The 19,205-nt window shown below is 67.0% G+C and carries 14 protein-coding genes and 3 pseudogenes; 10 read left to right on the forward strand and 7 right to left on the reverse strand.

All coding sequences use genetic code 11. The annotated features are described in order from the left end of the window. The first annotated feature begins 1 nt into the window (after position 1). Positions 2-1,282 (forward strand): TRAP transporter large permease, encoded by a 1,281-nt coding sequence (locus tag O4G76_RS12500; RefSeq protein WP_269397645.1) that lies wholly within the window; start codon positions 2-4, stop codon positions 1,280-1,282. A gap of 30 nt (positions 1,283-1,312) precedes the next feature. Here the strand turns inward: O4G76_RS12500 and O4G76_RS12505 are convergent, their stop codons facing one another. Next, entirely contained in the window at positions 1,313-3,424 is a 2,112-nt protein-coding gene (locus O4G76_RS12505; RefSeq protein ID WP_269397646.1) for a S9 family peptidase, read from the reverse strand. Positions 3,425-3,768: 344 nt separating this feature from the next. After that, a complete protein-coding gene (locus O4G76_RS12510; RefSeq protein ID WP_269397647.1) occupies positions 3,769-4,665 on the reverse strand; it encodes a LysR family transcriptional regulator in 897 nt (298 codons plus the stop codon). Between the two features lie 92 nt (positions 4,666-4,757). On the opposite strand from O4G76_RS12510, the gene O4G76_RS12515 reads away from it, so the two are divergent. Together O4G76_RS12515 and O4G76_RS12520 are read left to right on the forward strand one after the other, a co-directional pair. Beyond that, entirely contained in the window at positions 4,758-5,618 is an 861-nt protein-coding gene (locus O4G76_RS12515; protein WP_269397648.1) for an NAD-dependent epimerase/dehydratase family protein, read from the forward strand. 400 nt (positions 5,619-6,018) lie between these two features. Further along, positions 6,019-6,708: a GntR family transcriptional regulator gene (locus tag O4G76_RS12520; RefSeq protein ID WP_269397649.1), complete on the forward strand. Its 690-nt coding sequence runs from the start codon at positions 6,019-6,021 to the stop codon at positions 6,706-6,708. A 48-nt stretch (positions 6,709-6,756) separates the two neighbouring features. On the opposite strand, the gene hutU is transcribed toward O4G76_RS12520, so the two are convergent. From hutU to hutI, 4 genes are read right to left on the reverse strand one after another with little or no spacing between them, the layout of a single operon-like run. Continuing rightward, positions 6,757-8,421, reverse strand: coding sequence for a urocanate hydratase (hutU, locus tag O4G76_RS12525; RefSeq protein ID WP_269397650.1), 1,665 nt, complete (start codon positions 8,419-8,421; stop codon positions 6,757-6,759). Beyond that, complete coding sequence (gene hutG / locus O4G76_RS12530; RefSeq protein ID WP_269397651.1) at positions 8,418-9,218, reverse strand: N-formylglutamate deformylase; 801 nt, start codon at positions 9,216-9,218, stop codon at positions 8,418-8,420. Before hutG ends, hutU begins: the two co-directional genes overlap by 4 nt. Beyond that, positions 9,215-10,753, reverse strand: coding sequence for a histidine ammonia-lyase (gene hutH / locus O4G76_RS12535; RefSeq protein ID WP_269397652.1), 1,539 nt, complete (start codon positions 10,751-10,753; stop codon positions 9,215-9,217). The genes hutG and hutH overlap by 4 nt, the downstream gene beginning before the upstream one ends. After that, positions 10,750-11,958: an imidazolonepropionase gene (hutI, locus tag O4G76_RS12540; protein WP_269397653.1), complete on the reverse strand. Its 1,209-nt coding sequence runs from the start codon at positions 11,956-11,958 to the stop codon at positions 10,750-10,752. Before hutI ends, hutH begins: the two co-directional genes overlap by 4 nt. 82 nt (positions 11,959-12,040) lie before the next feature. Between hutI and O4G76_RS12545 the strand changes: the two genes are divergently transcribed. The 4 genes and pseudogenes from O4G76_RS12545 to O4G76_RS12560 all read left to right on the forward strand — a co-directional run. Beyond that, positions 12,041-13,402 carry a formimidoylglutamate deiminase gene (locus tag O4G76_RS12545; RefSeq protein ID WP_269397654.1) on the forward strand — a complete coding sequence of 454 codons (1,362 nt, stop codon included), beginning with the start codon at positions 12,041-12,043 and terminating at the stop codon, positions 13,400-13,402. A 110-nt stretch (positions 13,403-13,512) separates the two neighbouring features. Further along, the gene (locus O4G76_RS12550) at positions 13,513-13,641 is read left to right on the forward strand and encodes a hypothetical protein (RefSeq protein ID WP_269397655.1); all 129 of its coding nucleotides are present in this window, start codon (positions 13,513-13,515) and stop codon (positions 13,639-13,641) included. Positions 13,642-13,816: 175 nt separating this feature from the next. Beyond that, positions 13,817-14,650, forward strand: coding sequence for a shikimate dehydrogenase (locus O4G76_RS12555; protein WP_269397656.1), 834 nt, complete (start codon positions 13,817-13,819; stop codon positions 14,648-14,650). 2 nt (positions 14,651-14,652) lie between these two features. Next, positions 14,653-15,522: pseudogene (locus O4G76_RS12560) on the forward strand (sugar phosphate isomerase/epimerase family protein); the annotation flags it as partial. A gap of 235 nt (positions 15,523-15,757) precedes the next feature. Here the strand turns inward: O4G76_RS12560 and O4G76_RS12565 are convergent. Continuing rightward, positions 15,758-16,754 (reverse strand): annotated as a pseudogene (locus O4G76_RS12565) (IS30 family transposase). A gap of 443 nt (positions 16,755-17,197) precedes the next feature. Here O4G76_RS12565 and O4G76_RS12570 point away from each other — a divergent pair. The 3 genes and pseudogenes from O4G76_RS12570 to O4G76_RS12580 all read left to right on the forward strand — a co-directional run bounded on the left by O4G76_RS12570 (position 17,198) and on the right by O4G76_RS12580 (position 19,106). After that, positions 17,198-17,983: an ion transporter gene (locus O4G76_RS12570; protein ID WP_269397657.1), complete on the forward strand. Its 786-nt coding sequence runs from the start codon at positions 17,198-17,200 to the stop codon at positions 17,981-17,983. A 442-nt stretch (positions 17,984-18,425) separates the two neighbouring features. Beyond that, a pseudogene (locus tag O4G76_RS12575) lies at positions 18,426-18,605 on the forward strand (hypothetical protein); the annotation flags it as partial. 378 nt (positions 18,606-18,983) lie between these two features. Continuing rightward, a complete protein-coding gene (locus O4G76_RS12580; protein ID WP_269397658.1) occupies positions 18,984-19,106 on the forward strand; it encodes a hypothetical protein in 123 nt (40 codons plus the stop codon). Positions 19,107-19,205: the final 99 nt, after the last annotated feature.

Below are 19,205 nucleotides of genomic sequence, written 5' to 3' on the forward strand. Positions count from 1 at the left end.
CGTGGAAATCGCCTTTCTCTTCATCATCCTGTTCTCGCTGCTGCTCTTCGGGGTGCCCGTGGCCATCGCCCTCGCCGGGTCCTCGGCGGTGTTCATCCTGGCCAACGGGATGCCGCCGCCGATGGTGGTGGCGCATCGGATGATCAACGGCGTCGACAGCTTCCCGCTGCTCGCGGTGCCGTTCTTCATCCTCGCGGGAAACCTGATGAACACCGCCGGGATCACGGAGCGCATCTTCAACTTCGCCCTGGCGCTGGTGGGCTGGATGCGCGGCGGGCTGGGCCATGTGAATGTCGGCGCCTCGGTGATCTTCGCGGGGATGTCGGGCGCGGCGGTGGCCGATGCGGGCGGTCTCGGCGCGATCGAGATCAAGGCGATGCGCGACGCCAAATACGATGCCGGCTTCGCCGTGGGGGTGACGGCCGCCTCATCGACCATCGGTCCGATCATCCCGCCATCGCTGCCGATGGTGATCTACGGCGTGGTCGCCGGCACCTCGATCGGCCAGCTCTTCGCCGCGGGCTTCGTGCCCGGCATCGTGATGGCGGTGTCGCTGATGCTGATGGTCGCCTTCTTCGCGCGGCGCCGGGGCTTTCCGCGCGACCAGCCGTTCGAGATGTCGCTGCTGGTCAGCTCGTTCGGGCGCGCCTTCCTGTCGCTGCTGACGCCGGTGATCATCGTCGGCGGCATCCTGTCAGGGGCCTTCACCCCGACCGAAGCCGCCGTCGCCGCCTGCGCCTGGGCGATGTTCCTCGGGCTCGTGATCTACCGCACGCTCACCCTGCGGCGGTTCCTGCGGGTGACCTTCGACACGATCGAGACCACGGCGGTGGTGCTGTTCGTGGTCGCCGCGGCGGCGATCTTCGCCTGGATCCTGACCTCGAACCGGGTGCCCGAGGCGGTGGCGGGCATGCTGCTCTCGGCCTCGGACCGGCCCTGGGTCATCCTGCTGCTGATCAACCTGATCCTGCTGATCGTCGGCTGCTTCATGGAGACCGTCGCGGCGATCACGATCCTCGTGCCGGTGCTGTTGCCGGTGGCGATGGAGCTCGGCATCGACCCGGTGCATTTCGGCGTCATCATGGTGCTGAACCTGATGCTGGGCCTGCTCACCCCGCCGGTCGGCATGGTGCTTTACGTGCTCGCGCGCGTGGCCAGGATCCCGTTCGAGCGCTGCGTCGTCTCCACCGCGCCGTTCCTGATCCCGCTGGTGCTGGTGCTGGTGCTGATCACCTTCGTGCCGGCGGTCACCATGTGGCTGCCGACGCTGATCTATCGCTAGGGCCGGTCGGGCACGGGGCGCCGGGGCGCGCTAGCTCCGCGCCCCGTCCTCCGTCCCGGTGACCTTAATCGCGAAGGCATAGGAGCGCGCCGCATCCTCGAGCGCGGCAAAGCGTCCCGACTTGCCGAAATGGCCCGAGCTCATGTTGGTCCGCAGCATCAGGATGTTGTCGTCGGTCTTGGTGGCGCGGAGCCGCGCGACCCATTTGGCCGGCTCCCAGTAGGTGACGCGCGGATCCGAGACGCCGGCGGTCACGAGCATCGGCGGATAGTCCTGCGCGGTGACGTTGTCATAGGGCGAATAGCGTCGGATGTCGTCGAATGCCTCACGGCTCTCGATCGGGTTGCCCCATTGCGACCACTCTCCCGGGGTCAGCGGCAGCGTGTCGTCGAGGATCGTCGCGAGCACGTCGACGAAGGGCACGTCGGCGATGGCCCCGGCCCAGAGATCGGGACGCATGTTCAGAACCGCGCCCACCAGCAGCCCCCCGGCGGAGCCACCCTGGATGATGATCCGACGGCGGGCGGCATAGCGGCCATCGACCAGCGCCTCGGCCACGGCGATGAAGTCGTGGAACGTGTTGGGCTTGCCCCCGAATTTCGCCGCCTCGTACCAGTTGCGCCCCAGCTCCTCGCCGCCGCGCACATGGGCGATGGCATGGACGAAGCCGCGATCCACCAGGCTCAGCCGGTTGGCGGAGAAGGCGGCGGGCATGCTCGCGCCGTAGGAGCCATAGCCATAGAGCAGGCAGGGCGCCGTGCCATCGAGCGGCGTGTCCTTGTGGTGCAGGATCGTCACCGGCACCTGCGCGCCATCATGCGATGTGGCCGCCATCCGGATCGTCACGTAGTCCGCGGGGTCGTGGCCCGAGGGGATCTCGGTGGTCTTGCGCAGCACCCGCTCGCCGCTCGTCAGGTCGTAGTCGAAGACCTGCGGCGGCGTGGTGGGGGAGGAATAGGTGAAGCGGAAGCTGTCGGTGTCGTATTCCGGGCTGGGATCGCTTCCCAGCGAATAGGCCTGTTCCTCGAACGCGATGGGCCGCGCCTCCGAGATCGGCCGCCCCTGCGCGACATAGCAGATGCGGGGCAGGGCGTTGCGCCGTTCCATCCAGATCGTCCAGCCCCGATAGGCGGCGAGGCTCACGATCATCCGACCGGGCTCGTGCGGGATCAGGTCGACCCAGTTGGCGCGGGAGGGGGCCGAGACCGGCGCGCGCACCACCTTGAAGTCGAAGGCCTCGTCGGCATTGGTCAGGATCAGGAAGCTGTCGCCCTGCTGCTCGACCTCGTATTCGAGACCCCGGGTCCGGGGCTCGATCACCCGCGGCGCGGCCTGCGGATCGCCGGTGGGGATCACGTGGATCTCGTTCTCGTCGTTCATGCCGGTGGACAGCGCGACGAACTCACCCGACCGCAGCCGGTGGACGGCGACGCCGTAGCGGGTGTCCGCCTCGGTGAAGACAAGGACATCCTCGGCCGGATCGCTGCCGAGCACGTGGCGGAACACCTTGTTCGGGTGATGCCGCGCATCGACGCGCACGTAGAACAGCGTCCGCGCATCGGCCCATGCGAGCGACGCGACATCCTCGATGTGATAGTCGAGATCGGTGCCGGCATCGATGTCGCGGAACGACAGGCGGTAGAACTCGGAGCCGTTGACGTCGGCGGTCCAGGCCAGGACCTTGTGGTCGGGCGAGACCTGCCTGCGACCCAGTTGGAAATACGCCTGCGCCGCGGCCTCGGCATTCACGTCCAGCACGACCTGTTCCGCGCCGCCGTCGCGCGGCGTGCGGGTGAAGAGCGGATACTCCGCCCCTTCCACGAAGCGCATCGCGTAGGCGAAGGGGCCGTGATCGCGCGGAACGCTGCTGTCATCCTCCTTGATGCGGCCGCGCATCTCCTCGACCAATCGCGCCTGCAGATCGACCGTGTCGGCCATCGCCGCCTCGTAATAGGCATTCTCGGCCTCCAGGTAGCCGGCGATGTCGGCGGGCAGCTTTTGCGGCTCCCGCATCGCCTCCTGCCAGTTCGCCGCGCGCAACCAGGCATAGTCGTCATGCAGATCGACACCGTGGACATGGGCGATCGAGGGGCGGCGCTCCGCGACGGGCGCGCCGGGCAAGGCTTTGAACGAACGGGGCATATCGGTCCTTTGGATCCTTTGAGCGCAATGTGGAGACGCGGCCTCGGGATGACAATGACCCGCGAGAGCCGTAGCCGATCGCCGGCCACGCCCGGCATGCGCCCATGGGGGCCTCAAGGCGCAGGGTAAGGCATCGGTGGGCTTGGAAGGATGCGGCTCGTCGCCCCCTTGTCCGGCGCCTGACAGCCGAACGCCTGTGCTTGGCAAAACTTCCCCTTTTCGGCTTAAGGCCAAGCCCTATCGCGCGGACGACCCCGCCCCGCCCCGCTCGGAACGAACCGGAACCCGGCGGGTCCGGCGCCCCCCTTACAAAGCCATGAACCTGCGGCCCCTCGCTACCCGGCTCAAGCGACGAGCGGGGCGAGCCCCTCGGCCAGCATGTCCCAGACACGGCGGATGCGCGGGGTGCGCCGCATCGTTTCATGCGCGGTCAGCCAGACCGGGAGGCTCGGCAGTTCGAGTCCGACACGGATTTCCTCCACGCCGGGGCAGGCGCGGCCGACGCTGGCCTGCGCAAATCCGAGGCCGCAGCCCGCGCGCACCAGCTCCCAATAGACTGCGTGATCGTCACAGCGCGTGGCGAACCATTCGCGCGAAAGCGCGAAACCAGCGGCGCGGAAGCCGTCGAGAATGGCCGGATTCGCATCGTAGCCGACGAAGTCATGCTCCAGCAGCTCGTCCTGCCGCACGGGACGGCCGCACCGGTCGAGATAGCCGGTGGCGCCGAACAGTCCCAGCTCGATATCGCCCAAATGGGTCGTGACGAGGTCGAGCTGCCGCGGGCGATACATCCTCACCGCGATATCGGCCTCGCGGAACAGCAGATTGCTGCTGCTGTCGGAGGGCACGAGCTCGATCTGGATCGCGGGTTCGTCCGCTCGGATCCGGGCGAGGATCGGCGGCAGGTGATGCAGCGCCATGGCGACGCTCGCGGCGATCCGCACGGTGCCTTCGAGCCGCGCCGCGCGACCGGCGGCGGCAAGCGCGATGCTGTTCGCGGAGGCGCGCATGGCGCGGGCCGGTTCGACCAGCGCCGCGCCCGTCTCGGTCAGATCGAGGCCCTTGGGGCGGCGATGGAAAAGCTCCGCGCCGAGCTGCGCCTCCATCGCCTTCACCTGTCGCCCGAGCGTGGGCTGCGAGGTGCCCAAGGCCCGCGCGGCGGCGGAGAGCGAACCGGTCTCGGCCACAGCGAGAAAGGCCCGGATCAGCGACCAGTCGAGATTGGCGAATGATGTATCCATTCATTGATGAATACGCATCATGCCAGATCTGGCAATTCCTATTCAATGCCGAGCCGCACATCCTCTCTACCGGACCCTGAATGGAGAGAGCCATGCCCACCGTCCTGATCCTCGGCGCCAATGGCAAGATCGGTGCCCATTCCGCTAATGCCTTTACCAGCGCCGGCTGGACCGTGCGCCGCTACGCCCGGGGCACCGACATGACCAAGGCCGCCGCGGGTTGCGACGTCATCGTCAACGGGCTGAACCCGCCCGCCTATCACGACTGGGATCGGATCATTCCGGCGATCACCGCGCGGGTCATCGACGCGGCGCGGGCTTCCGGTGCGACCGTCATCCTTCCCGGCAACGTCTATAATTTCGGCGATCGAGGCGGCATGTGGTCCGAGGCGACACCGCACCGCCCGGTCGCGCGCAAGGGCCGGATCCGGGTGGAGATGGAGCGGGCCTATCGCGCCTCGGGCGTGCGGACCGTGGTGCTGCGCGCCGGAAACTTCATCGATCCCGACCATGACAGCGACGTGATGGGCGCCGTCTTCCTGCGCGCCATCCGCAAGGGCCGGATCACGCTGCCGGGTGGTGCCGACGTGTTGCAGGCCTATGCCTATGTTCCGGACTGGGCGCGGGCGGCGGTGATGCTGGCCGAGCGCCGTGACACTCTCGAACGCTTCGAGGACGTGCCTTTCCCGGGCCATGCCTTCACCGCGCATGAACTGAAGGCGGAACTGGAGCGGGCGACCGGCCGCGCGCTGCGCTTCGCCCGCTTTCCCTGGTGGGCGATGACCCTCCTGTCGCCGGTCTGGGAACTGGCGCGCGAACTGCGCGAGATGCGCTATCTGTGGAACACGCCGCATAGCCTTTCCCCCGAAAAGCTCGCGCAGCTGCTACCCGAGTTCCGCCCGACCGAATTGCGACAGGTCGTGCGGGCACGGATTGGGCCCCAGACCCGCTGAAATCCAGCGTGTCGCATGGTGGGTCATAAAGTATCGTGTCGACCGTGGACTGCCGATCGGCTCCGTGTCCCGGGGCCAGCATCACCGCGCCATCCCGGCTTGTCTGGCAGAGCAACGGAGCGGTTCGTCGAGGTCGGAGCCCTCTCTTCGCACAATTACGGTCAGGGTTGACGGATCGGCATGGGTTTTTGCGGCGATGTCTCCCGACACTTTCGAGGAAAAATGCGCGGGGATACCCCATGCCAATGCAGACCGGACGATCTTTGGAGCGACCCCGCGAGCCGATCCTATTGTCTGTTCTTATTGTTTTATGTATGCTCTTTCCAGAGGCGGACCGGCGATAACCGAGCTGGGCCGGTTCGTTGCCCGGATCCGCCGAGGTGGGAATAGAGGCGGATCGATGAGCGTGACCTTCAAGGACGTCAAGGCCGACCTGCTCGACCAGATCGCGCGCGGGGTGATGCGGCCGGGCAGCCTCCTGCCGAACGAGATCGACCTCGCCGAGAGCTATGGCTGCGCGCGGGCCACGGTGAACCGGGCGATGCGGGAGCTGGCCGAGGAGGGCATCGTCGAGCGCAAGCGCAAGGCCGGCACAAGGGTGCGAATGACGCCGATCCGGCAGGCCCGCTTCTCGATCCCCATCGTGCGGGAGGAGATCGCGGCCCAGGGGGCGGAGTATCGCTATGCGCTGGTGGATCGGGAGATGCAGGAGGTGCCGGACTGGCTGCGGGGCCGGCTGGAGCTGGCCGCCGGTCAGCAGGTGCTGCATCTGGTGTGCATGCATTACGCCAGCGGCATGCCCTACCAGCACGAGGATCGCTGGATCAATCCCGAGGTCGTCCCTAGCGTGACGGAGGCGAATTTCTCGACCACCGGCCCGAACGAGTGGCTGGTGGCCGAGCTTCCGTTCTCGAACGCCGAGATCGCCTTTTCGGCCGTCGAGGCGGACCGCGATCTCGCCGATCATCTCGGGTGTTCGACCGGCGACGCGCTGTTTCGCGCCGAGCGCACCACCTGGCTTCAAGGAAAGGCCATCACGCTGGTGCGGCTGACCTATCGGCGCGGTCACAGGATGACCACGCAGTACTAGGGCGCGAAGCCCGCCCCGGCAGAGGCGGGCGCGGGTTTCGGCGGGCGGTCAGAGTATGCCGGGCAGGTTCAGCCCGTGCTCGCGCGCGCATGTCCTGGCGATGTCGTAACCCGCATCGGCGTGGCGCATCACGCCGGTGGCCGGGTCGTTCCACAGCACGTTGGCGATCCGGCGATCGGCATCCTCGGTGCCGTCGCAGCAGATCACCATGCCGGAGTGCTGGCTGAACCCCATGCCGACCCCGCCGCCGTGATGCAGCGACACCCAGGTCGCGCCCGAGGCGGTGTTCAGCAGCGCGTTCAGGAGCGGCCAGTCCGACACCGCGTCCGAGCCGTCCTTCATCGCCTCGGTCTCACGGTTCGGCGAGGCGACCGAGCCGCTGTCGAGGTGATCGCGGCCGATCACCACCGGCGCCTTCAACTCGCCATTGCGGACCATCTCGTTGAAGGCCAGCCCCAGCTTGTGGCGCACGCCCAGTCCCACCCAGCAGATCCGCGCGGGCAGGCCCTGGAAGCTGATCCGCGCGCGCGCCATGTCGAGCCAGTTGTGCAGATGCGGATCGTCCACCAGCTCCTTGACCTTGGCGTCGGTCCTGTAGATGTCCTCCGGGTCGCCCGACAGCGCGCACCAGCGGAACGGGCCGATGCCCTTGCAGAAAAGCGGGCGAATATAGGCGGGCACGAAGCCGGGAAAGGCGAAGGCGTTCTCCAGACCCTCTTCCAGCGCCACCTGGCGGATGTTGTTGCCGTAGTCGAGCGTCGGCACGCCGGCGTTCCAGAAATCGACCATCGCCGCGACCTGCACCTTCATCGAGGCACGCGCGGCCTTCTCCACCGCCTTGGGATCACTTTCCTGCCTGTCGCGCCATTCCGCCACGCTCCAGCCCTGCGGCAGGTAGCCATGGATCGGATCATGGGCCGAGGTCTGGTCGGTGACGATATCCGGGCGCACGCCGCGCTTCACCAGTTCGGGGAACACATCCGCCGCGTTGCCGATCAGCCCCACGGATTTCGCCTCGCCGGCATTTGTCCAGCGCTCGATCATCCGCAGCGCCTCATCCAGCGAATGGGTGATCTCGTCGACATAGCGCGTGCGCTTGCGGAATTCGGCGCGGGTCTCGTCGCATTCCACCGCGAGGCAGCAGGCGCCCGCCATGACGGCGGCCAGGGGCTGCGCGCCGCCCATGCCGCCCAGCCCCCCGGTCAGGATCCAGCGCCCCGCAAGCTTGCCGTCGTAGTGCTGACGCCCGGCTTCCACGAAGGTCTCGTAGGTGCCCTGCACGATGCCCTGACTGCCGATGTAGATCCAGGACCCGGCGGTCATCTGGCCGTACATGGCCAGGCCCTTCCTGTCCAACTCGTTGAAATGGTCCCAATTCGCCCAATGCGGCACGAGGTTGGAATTGGCGATCAGCACCCGCGGCGCGTCCTTGTGGGTGCGGAACACGCCCACCGGCTTGCCCGACTGCACCAGCAGGGTCTGGTCGTCCTCCAGCTCCTTCAGGCTGGCGACGATGATGTCGAAATCCTTCCAGGTGCGCGCCGCGCGCCCGATGCCACCATAGACCACCAGCTCGTGCGGGTTCTCGGCCACATCCGGGTGCAGGTTGTTCATCAGCATCCGCATCGGTGCCTCGGTCAGCCAGCTTTTGGCGGTGATCTCGGGGCCGGTCGGGGGATAGACGTCACGCATGTTGTGGCGAGGATCGGTCATCGTTTGCCTCCAAGGGACGGGGCCAGATCGGCCAGAGATTCGAGAATGCGGGCGAGAAGCCCGCGCAGACCGTCGGCCTTTTCGGCGTCGAAGGCCCAAGGCGGGGCTTCCTCGGTCAGGTAGGTCGATTGCGCCAGCTCCATCTGGATCGTGTGCAGCCCCTCGGCCGGGCGACCGTAATGGCGGGTGGTCCAGCCGCCCTTGAAGCGACCGTTGACGGTCGTGGTGTGACCCTCCGACCCCTCGCAGATCTCGCGCGTCGCGGACTCGATGGCGGGGGCGCAGGTCGCGCCCATGTTGGTGCCGATGTTCAAATCCGGCAGCGTGCCGTCGAAGAGAAACGGGATATGGCTGCGGATTGAGTGACAGTCGTAGAGGATCGCCACACCATGGCGTTGGCGGACCCGCTCCAGCTCTGCCTCGAGCGCGGCGTGATAGGGCGCGTGATAGGCGACGCGGCGCGCCTCGATCTCATTGGCGTCGGGCGCGTCGTCCCAGATCGGCGCGCCGTCGAAATCGGTCAGCGGAACCAGCCCGGTGGTGTTCCGCCCCGGATAGAGGCTCTGGCCCGACGGGTCGCGGTTGGCATCGATCACGTAGCGGTGGAAGGTGGCGCGCACGGTCGTCGCGCCGGGCAGCAGGCCATCATAGAGCCTGTGGATGTGCCAGTCGGTGTCGCCGAGCCCCCGCCCGCGCGCGTTCAGCCGGGCACGGACATCCTCGGGCAGCCATGTGCCGGTATGCGGCAGGCCCAGCACGACCGGGCCGTCGCCGCGGCTGACCTCGACCGGGGTCATGCGCCCAGCTCCGGCATCGGCGTGCCGGCCGCCTCGACGACATCCGCGCCGCGCACCAGTAAGGCGGCCGCTTCGAGATCGGGGGCCATGTAGCGGTCTTCGGTCAGGGGCGGGACATGCATACGCAGGCGGTTCAGCACCGCTTGCAGCGGCGCGCTGGTGGAAAGCGGCGCGCGGAACTCGATGCCCTGCGCGGCGCACAGCAATTCCACGCCAAGGATCCGCTCGAGGTTCGCCACCATCCGGCCCAGCCGCACCGCGCCATGCGCGGCCATGCTGACGTGGTCCTCCTGGTTGGCCGAGGTTGGCGTCGAGTCGGTCACGCAAGGATTGGCGAGGTGCTTGTTCTCGCTCATCAGCGCCGCTGTCGTCACTTCGGCGATCATCAGCCCCGAGTTCAGGCCCGGCGCGGGGGTCAGGAAGGGTGGCAGGTCGAAGCTCAGCGTCGGATCGACGATCAGCGCGATGCGGCGCTGCGCGATGGCGCCGATCTCGGCCACGGCGAGCGCGATCATGTCGGCGGCGAAGCCCACCGGCTCGGCGTGGAAATTGCCGCCCGAGACGATCAGCCCCGCCTCGGTCAGCACCAGCGGGTTGTCGGTCGCGGCGTTGGCCTCGATCTCTAGCGTGCGGCCGGCCATGCGCAGCATGTCCATCGCCGCGCCGGTCACCTGCGGCTGGCAGCGGATGCAATAGGGGTCCTGCACCCGGCTGTCGCCCTCGCGGTGGCTTTCGCGGATCTCCGAGCCGTCGAGCAGGGCGCGCATGACCGAGGCGGCCTCGATCTGCCCGGCATGGCCGCGCAGGGCATGGATTTCAGGCTGCAGGGGCGCGGTGGAGCCCATGATCGCATCGGTCGACATGGCCGAAGTCACCAGCGCCGCCTGCATCGCCCGCCAAGCGTCGAACAGCCCCGCCAGCGCGAAGGCGGTGGAGAACTGCGTGCCGTTGATCAGCGCCAGCCCCTCCTTGGCGCCAAACTCCACCGGCGCGAGCCCGGCGCGCCTCAGCGCCTCGGCGCCGGGCAGGGTTTCGCCCTCGAAGACAGCTTCGGCATGACCCATCATCACCGCCGCCATGTGGGCCAGCGGCGCCAGATCGCCCGAGGCCCCGACCGAGCCCTGCACCGGGATCACCGGCGTCACGCCGCGCGCCAGCATCTCCTCGATCAGGGTGATCAGCTCCATCCGCACGCCGGAGGCGCCGCGCCCGAGGCTGAGCAGCTTCAAGGCCATCATCAGCCGGGTCTGCGCGCGCGGGATCGGATCGCCCACGCCGCAGCAATGCGACAGGATCAGGTTGCGCTGCAGGGTCGCCGTGTCCTCGGCCGCGATCTTGACCGATGCGAGCTTGCCGAAGCCGGTGTTCACGCCATAGACCGCCGCTTCGCCATTGGCGGCGGCGGCGATCCGGGCGGCGGCCCCCTCGATGGCTCCATGGCAGGCGGGATCGAGGCGCAGGGCGGCTTCGCCGCGATACAGGCGGGCGAGATCGGCCAGCGTCACCGCGCCGGGGGTGAGCGTCAGACTGGTCATTGAACGGCTCCGAAAATGCGGGAATGCAGCGGGTTGAACCCGATGCGATAGGATAGCTCGGCGGGCGCCTCGACATCCCAGACCGCCAGTTCGGCGCGCTGGCCGGGGGCGATGGTCCCGACATCGTCCAGCCCGAGGGCGCGGGCGGCGTTCACGGTGGCGCCGCGCAGCGCCTCTTCCGGTGTCAGGCGGAACAGGGTGCAGCCCATGTTCATCGCCAACAGCAGCGAGGTCAGCGGCGACGAGCCCGGATTGGCATCGGTGGCGATCGCGATGGGCACGCCGTGATCGCGCAGCATTCGCACCGGCGGCTCTTGCGTCTCTCGCAGCGTGTAGAAGGCGCCGGGCAACAGGACCGCGACCGTACCGGCCCCGGCCATCGCCCTCACGCCGGCCTCGTCGAGATATTCGACGTGATCGGCCGAAAGCGCGCCGTAACCCGCCGCCAGCGCCGCGCCGCCGAGATTCGACAGCTGTTCGGCATGGAGCTTCACGGGCAGACCGAGCGCCCGCGCCACGTCGAAGACCCGCGCGATCTGGGCTGGGGAAAAGGCGATGCCCTCGCAAAAGCCGTCTACCGCGTCCGCGAGCCCCTCCGCATGGGCGGCCCGGAGCGCCGGGATGCAGACCTCGTCGATATAGGCGTCGGCCCGGTCCCGGTATTCGACCGGCACCGCATGGGCGCCAAGGAAGCTGGTCTTCACCCGCACCGATCGGTTCTTCTCGACCGCCCGCGCCACCCGCAGCATGCGAAGCTCGGTTTCGAGGTCGAGCCCGTAGCCCGACTTGATCTCCAGCGTGGTGACGCCTTCGGCGATCAGCGCGTCGGCGCGACGCAGGGCGCCGGCCAGCAGCGCCTCCTGCGTCGCCTCTCGCGTTGCGGTGACGGTCGAGACGATGCCGCCGCCCGCGCGCGCCACCTCCTCGTAGCTGGCCCCGTTCAGCCGCATCTCGAATTCGGCGGCGCGGTCGCCGCCATGCACTAGATGCGTGTGGCAGTCGATCAGCCCCGGCGTCACCAGCCGCCCGCCCAGATCGACCCGCTCGGCCCCGGCGAAATCGGACGGCAGGTCGGCGCGCGCGCCGATCCAGCGGACATGCCCCCTCTCGATGGCGATGGCCCCATCCGAAACCAGCCCGTAGGGCGCGTCCCCGACCAGGGTGGCGGCGGTCAGGTTGGTCAGCAGCCGGGGCGCATCGGGCATCGGACATGTCTCCAGATTCTGCTTTCCTCTTATCGGCGGCGCGCCTATATGTCTATACATAACTGTCTTAAGATCGCAGGATATGGCCGTGATATACGCGAAGCAGGCTTTGCTGGCCGAAGGCTGGGCGACGAATGTCCGGCTGGATCTGCGCGATGGCAGGATCGTCTCGATCGATCCCGGCACCGGGCCCGAAGCCAATGATACCCGCGTGGACACGCTGCTGCCGGCGCTTGGCAACCTGCACAGCCACGCCTTCCAGCGTGCGATGGCGGGCATGACCGAATTCCGACAGGCCGGCCGGGACAGCTTCTGGACCTGGCGCGAGCTGATGTACCGTTTCATGGACCGCCTGACCCCGGAACAGATCGAGGCGATCGCGGCGCAGGCCTATGTCGAGATGCTCGAGGCGGGCTATGCGAGCGTCGGAGAATTCCATTACGTCCACCACCAGCCCGGCGGCATGCCCTACGACAACATCGCCGAGCTGTCCGAGCGGATCTTCGCGGCGGCGGCGCGGACCGGCATCGGGCTGACGCATCTGCCGGTTCTCTACAGCTATGGCGGCGCGGGGCAGGCCGAACTGAACGCGGGCCAGCGACGCTTCGGCAATGGCGTGGACGATTTCGAGCGCCTGTTCGACGCGGCTTCGGCGGCGCTGCGGCACCTGCCGGGGGACGCGCGGATCGGCATCGCACCCCATTCCCTGCGCGCCACATCCCCCGGAGTGCTGTCGCGGCTGGTGGCGCGGCACGGGCAGGGGCCGATCCACATCCATATCGCCGAGCAACCGCGCGAAGTGCGCGAGATCGAGGACTGGCTGGGCGCGCGACCGGTCGAATGGCTGCTCGACAATCAGCCGGTGGACGGCCGCTGGTGCCTGATCCACGCGACCCATATGACAATTGCTGAAACTCGCGACATGGCCGCGAGCGGCGCCGTGGCGGGGCTGTGCCCGATCACCGAGGCCAATCTCGGCGACGGGGCGTTCAATGGCCCGGACTATGTCGCGGCCGGCGGCGGCTTCGGGATCGGGTCGGATTCCAACGTCAACATCTCGCTGACCGAAGAGCTCCGGATGCTGGAATATTCACAGCGCTTGCGCGACACGAGCCGCAACGTGCTGGTCCCGGGCGAGGGGTCGGTCGGGCGGTTTCTCTACATGTCGGCGGCGCGAGGCGGCGCGCAGGCCCTCGCCCGCGAGGCAGGTTCGATCGCCACCGGCAATCTGGCCGATCTCGTTGCGATCGACAGCCGGTCCGCCGCGCTCTGCGCGCTTTCGCGCGACAACCTGCTGGACGGCCTCGTCTTCGCCGCGACGGACCGCGTCGTCACCGATGTCTGGAGCGCCGGACGGCACGTGGTGCGCGGCGGGCATCACGTTGAACGGGACGCCGTTCTAAGTGCCTATCGCACCGCAATGGAAAAACTGGTCGCAACCTGATGCCGCCGATGCGAATGTCCGGCGTCTCGTGCGATGAGGGTGGGTCAATGCTGGTTGCGACAGGATAGAGCAGTTGTCGTAACCCGGTCGAGAAAGTGCCCGTCTACTGGATGCTGCTATTCGGAGCCTTCGGCTACCTGCTCAAGGCCCACGGCTACCAGGTTGGGCCCGTCATCCTCGGCGTGATCCTTTGCCGGCCGATCGACGAGAACTGGCGCCGGGCGATCATCAGCGAATAAGAGGATCTCGGCCGGCTGTTCGGGGGCATCCTCGGCAGCCCGGTGTCGCTGGTGCTGTCCGGGGCCATCGTCTTCATTTTCATCAGCCAGACCCCGCTCTGGATCGGGTTGCGCGCCCGCTTCGGCACCGCGCGGCCCCGGGGCAACGGGGTCCGACATGCCAAGGGACCATACCATGCCAAGCGACACGCTCCGTCTCGGGTTGATCGGCGACAATATTCGCGCCTCGCGCTCGCCGCTCCTGCACCGCATCGCCGGCGAGATGCTGGGGATACCGACCGTCTATGACAGCCTGATCCCCGCCGAGCTCGGCCATGACTTCGACGCGGTGTTCGCAGATTGCGCCGTGACCCGGGCCGGGATCAACGTCACCTACCCCTACAAGGAGGTCGCGGCGCGCAAGGTCACGGTCGACGACCCGCTGGTGCGCGGCATCGGCGCGGTCAACACCGTGCTGTTCGAGGCCGACGGGCCCAAGGGGCACAACACCGACTTCACTGGCTTCAAGGCCGCGCATGCCAGGGTGCGCGGTGCGGCGGCGCCGGGCACGGTTCTGATGATCGGCACCGGCGGCGTGGGCCGCGCCGTGGCCTTCGGGCTGGCAGGGCTGGGCGCCACCGCGCTGCGGCTGGTGGATCGCGATCGCGCCAAGGCCGAGACGCTGGCGGTCGAACTCCGCGCCGCGACGCCGGCGATGACGGTCGAGGTGGCGGGCGACGCCGAGGCGGCGGCGCGGGGTTGCGACGGGCTGATCAACTGCACGCCGCTCGGTATGGACGGCTATCCCGGCACGCCGCTGCCGCGCGCGGCGATGGCGGGCGCCGCCTGGGCCTTCGACGCGGTCTACACGCCCGAGGACACGCTGTTCCTCACCGATGCGGCAGCCGAGGGCCTGCAGATCATCTCCGGCTGGGAGCTCTACTTCTATCAGGGGGTCCACGCCTCACGGCTCTTTACCGGTCGCAGCCTCGACGAAGACGCGCTGCGCAGCCGGCTCAGGGAGGACTGATCATGCGCCGCTCCATCGCCACGGTCTCGATGCCCGGTAATCTGCGCGGGAATCTCGAAGCGATCGCAGCGGCGGGCTTCGACGGTATTGAAATCTTCGAACAGGATTTCATCGACGAGGCCGGCTCGCCGGCCGAGATCGGTGCGATGATCCGCGACAAAGGGCTGGAGATCGAGACCTTCCAGCCGTTCCGCGATTTCGAGGGGCCGACCGGGGCGTGGCGGGCCGTCTTCGACCGGGCCGAGCGCAGGTTCGACCTGATGTAGCAGCTCGGCACAGATCGGTGCCGGTCTGCTCGTCGGTGGCCTCCGATGCCGTAGGCGGCATCCACCGCGCGGCGGATGAATTCCGCGAACTGGACGAGCAGGCAGCGAAGCGCGGGCCGCGCGTCGGCTACGAGGCGCTGGCCTAGGGGCGGCACGTCAACGATCAACGCGATGCCTGAGGGATCTGCCGCGCCGACCACCCCGATCAATCCGCGACAGCTTCCACACGCTGGGCCGCGAACTCGACCTCGAGACGATCCGGCGCAATCCCGGGGCCCGGATATCCTTCGGGCAGATATACCACGCGCCGATGATCGAGATGGACCTGCTCTACTGGTCGCGCCACTTCCGCAACATGTCGGGCGAGGGCGATCTCGACGGGACGGCCTTCATGCGGGCGGTGATGGCCACCGGTTATCGCGGGCCGGTGAGCCTCAAGATCTTCAACGACCAGTTCCGGGGCAAGCGGGCCGAGACGGGCACCGCTCGCTGGTACACCTACTCGACCGGGTGCGGCGCGAGGAGCCGGGGGGCGAGATGGGCCTGCCCACGATCCCCGACCGGATCGCCGCCGCACTATCCGCACGATATCGCTTCAGCAGTCGGAAGATCTGGCGCCGGGTCAACCCCAACAGGTGCGCGCCGTTCTGGGCATCGATCCGCCCGTCATCGATCTGCGCCAGAACCTCGACGTGCTGCAACTCGCGCTCGCTCATCAGAACCCATCCCATGCTCGGTCTCTCTGCCTGTGCTCGGCGCAGGCGAGAGTGACACTTCTGCATTGCTCACGGGTGACACTTTAGCTTTGCTGTGTGGTTTCAATGCTGGTTGCGACATGGGTTCAGGACTGGTCGAGTTGGCGAAGTTCCTCGGCGAAAGCTTCGGCCGGTGTCTGGTAGCCGAGGCAGCGTCTCGGGGTGGCGTTCAGTTGCGCGCTGATCTCCGCCATCGCGTGGTCTGACAATGCGGCGATGGCCGTATCGCGCGGCAGATAGCGCTGGGCGCTTGTTCAGGTTCTCGACCGAGCCTTTCTGCCAAGGCGCCTGCGGGTCGCAAAACCACGCCTCGGTGCCCATTCCCGTTCTCAGATCACGCCAGCGGTTGAACTCGAGCCCACGGTCGAAGGTGATCGAGCGCCGGGCGGATAGGGGCAGGGGCGACAGCAGGGCGATCAGGTGGTCCATCAGATGCTTGGAACTACGGTCGTTGTTGCGGAACAGGACCGCATAGCGCGTCTTGCGCTCCACCAGCGAGGCGACGTTGGCCTTTCCCAACTCCTTGCGAAAGATCATCAAATCGCCTTCCCAGTCGCCGAATCCACTGCGGTCGTTGATGTGCTCCGGCCGGTTCTGGATCGCGCGTTCCAGTGGAAAGACGAGGCTTCGGGGTCGACGGGCATAACGGGGTTTGCGCTGGCGGCGATGCTCGGGCAGGTGACGCGCCAAGTCTTGGCTCTGACCATCCTGCGAATAGACGAAGGCGTAGATCGTCTCATGGCAGATGGTGCTGCGATGCTCTTCGAAGCGGAGCCGCCCGGCGATCTGTTCGGGCGACCAACCGGCTTTCAGGCGATCGATGACGGCCTCGCGCAGGGCCGTCATCCGGATCAGTTTGCGACGCCTGTGGCGGCGCTCGGCGGCCCGTTTCTGGGCCAGCATACCGTAATAGCCGCTGAGCTGGGGCAGCTCGCTGTCTTCGAACCGATTGCGCTGGATCTCGCGGTAGATCGTCGAGCGATGGCGGGACAATCTCGCCGCGATGTTTGCGACGGACATCTTCGCCTGTAGAAGGTCTTCGAGCAGACGCCGTTCTCGTAGATCCAGCTCGCGGTGGGCCATCTTCCAAACTCCTGTGTTTGCGACAGGATAGAGCGTTTGTCGCAGCCCAGTTTAGAAAGTTCCCTGCTTCAGCGCCACATACGTTTAATGTGTATTATGTATTTATCTTAAATCGCTGACGCTACGGATTTGGCTTTTGCTGTTGGTACCGAAACCTCAGTTGCGTCGCGAACGGGCGAGCCAGTCTCTTGCCTACTGCAACCATCCGCGCTGATAAGTTCAACTGCGGGCTTTGGCCGTACCCTCCCGAAATTCATGTTGCCCCGAGTGCCATAACGGGACCCATTCGGCCAATAGCCGTCGAGCAGCGAATGGGTGCTGCCAGCTCTGCGTTAACGCGCTCTCCAAAACGGGATGTCGCAGCGATCCTGTCGCACGCTTATCCGGCTTGTCTCCCGCCGCGCCGGTTTGCATAGAGGCGCCAATTCTCGAATGGAGTTGGCATGTCGATCCGGCAGAACATCGCGGACATACTTGATCGCTCGGCGACGCGGAATTTCATCACCGGCGTGATCCTGTTCAACGCCGTGGTGCTCGGGCTCGAAACCTCCGATGCCGCGATGGCGGCGGCCGGACGACTGATCGTCTTTCTCGACGTCCTCTGCCTGTCGATCTTCGTGGTCGAGATCGCGTTGAAGATCTTCGCGCGGGGTCTCTCCTTCTTCCGCTCCGGCTGGAACATCTTCGACTTCGCCATCGTGGCCATCGCTCTCGTGCCGGTCACCCAGGGCCTCTCGGTGCTTCGGGCCCTGCGGATCCTACGGCTTTTGAGGATCATCTCGGTCGCCCCGACGCTGCGCCGGGTCGTCGACGGCTTCGTCTCGGCCCTGCCGGGGATGGCATCCGTTTTCCTGCTGATGGCGCTGATCTTCTACATCGCCGCGGTGATGGCGACCAAGCTCTTCGGAGAGGCGTTCCCCGAGTGGTTCGAGACCATCCCCCACTCCGCCTACTCGCTGTTCCAGATCATGACGCTCGAAAGCTGGTCGATGGGCATCGTCCGCCCGGTCATGGAGACCTATCCCTACGCCTGGATGTTCTTCGTGCCCTTCATCCTCGTGACGACCTTCGCCGTCGTGAACCTCGTCGTCGGCCTCATCGTGAACAGCATGCAGGACGCCCATGCGCAGGAAACCAACGCGGCCACGGAGGACTACCGTGACGAGGTTCTCAAGCGTCTGGACGCCATCGAGCAACGCATTCTGGAGAGCAGGTTGCACCACAAGTAGGCCCCGCCGCTCTTGTAGTTGGCAGCGGTCCTTTCTGCGCAGTCCATCAAGATGAAACTGCGATGGCCCTGTACTTCGGAGGGGCCAGCCTCCGACTGTACCGGACCAAGCTGCCCGCAGCGGAACACTCATATTGCCCGCCAAGACCGCAGAAAACATCGCATGGGTCTTGTCGCTATGCGTTCGCAGCCAACGGCAAGAAGACCTGCTGGACTGCCACTGCGGATCTTGTTTCGTGGATTGTGACGAAGATCGGGTCTCCACGGCGTTGTTGCAGAACTCCCCGCCCGACGGTTCACACCACGAAGCAGCCGCTTAGGTGGGTGGCATGACGAAGCCTCTGCCTGCCCGCTATCGCACGACTGTCCGTCGTCAGATGATCTGGGACACGATGGCCTGATGTCGAACGGAGGGTCTGGCTCGTTCGGGTTTCGGTTCATGCCGCAGCCGTGTCGAAGCCAGGATGCGCTGCCTCAAGGCTTTCGGGGAGCGCATCGCCGCGAGAGATCCCGACCGCCAGACCGCCGAGGTCCACATCCGCATCGCCCTCATGAACCGCTTATCAGCCCTCGGCACCACCGAGATCGTTCGCGTGGGGTGCCCCCATCGGGGAAAGGGGTAACTGCGGCTCAAGCCTGTGTTCTGCCACAGTGCCGACTGCACGAAGAACGGATTGAGCAGCTGCGCGCCGACGCGACGCGGCAGCTCAGGGCGGAGGAAGCGGGGTCGCAGGAATCGAGGTGGAAAGTGGAGGCGCCTGACGCGGTGCATGGCGCTGCCCCGGCATGAGGCGGCCTCCATTTTGTCTTGGTTCTGGGCCGGGCCGAGACAGCGCGCGTGACCGCCGAGCAAGCCTATGCGCGCAATACCCGGCAGGCCGCGCTCTGAAAATGTGACCCGCGGACCAAGAACCGGCCAAGCGGCGACTTGCTGGGCAGCGGTAGCCGCTCGCATAGTTGCGCGCCCATTTGTCGGCGGCGCGGCTGGGCGGAAGTTCGCATTGGACGCAACCGTCGACGGGCTTGTCGGAACGCTCGATCTCGACCGGACCGGGCGGGTGAAGCTGCACCACGCCGCCGCCCGGATGGCGGGTTTCGGGCTCGACCAGCCCGACGATTTTTGAGAGGCTTCGCGCATGCCCATGCTGATCCACACCGGCTGCGACAGCGAGAAGGAGGCGCGCAAGATCGCGCGGGCGCTCCTCGAACGCCGGCTCGCCGCC

The organism is Limimaricola sp. G21655-S1, assembly GCF_027213785.1.
Taxonomy (GTDB): domain Bacteria; phylum Pseudomonadota; class Alphaproteobacteria; order Rhodobacterales; family Rhodobacteraceae; genus Limimaricola.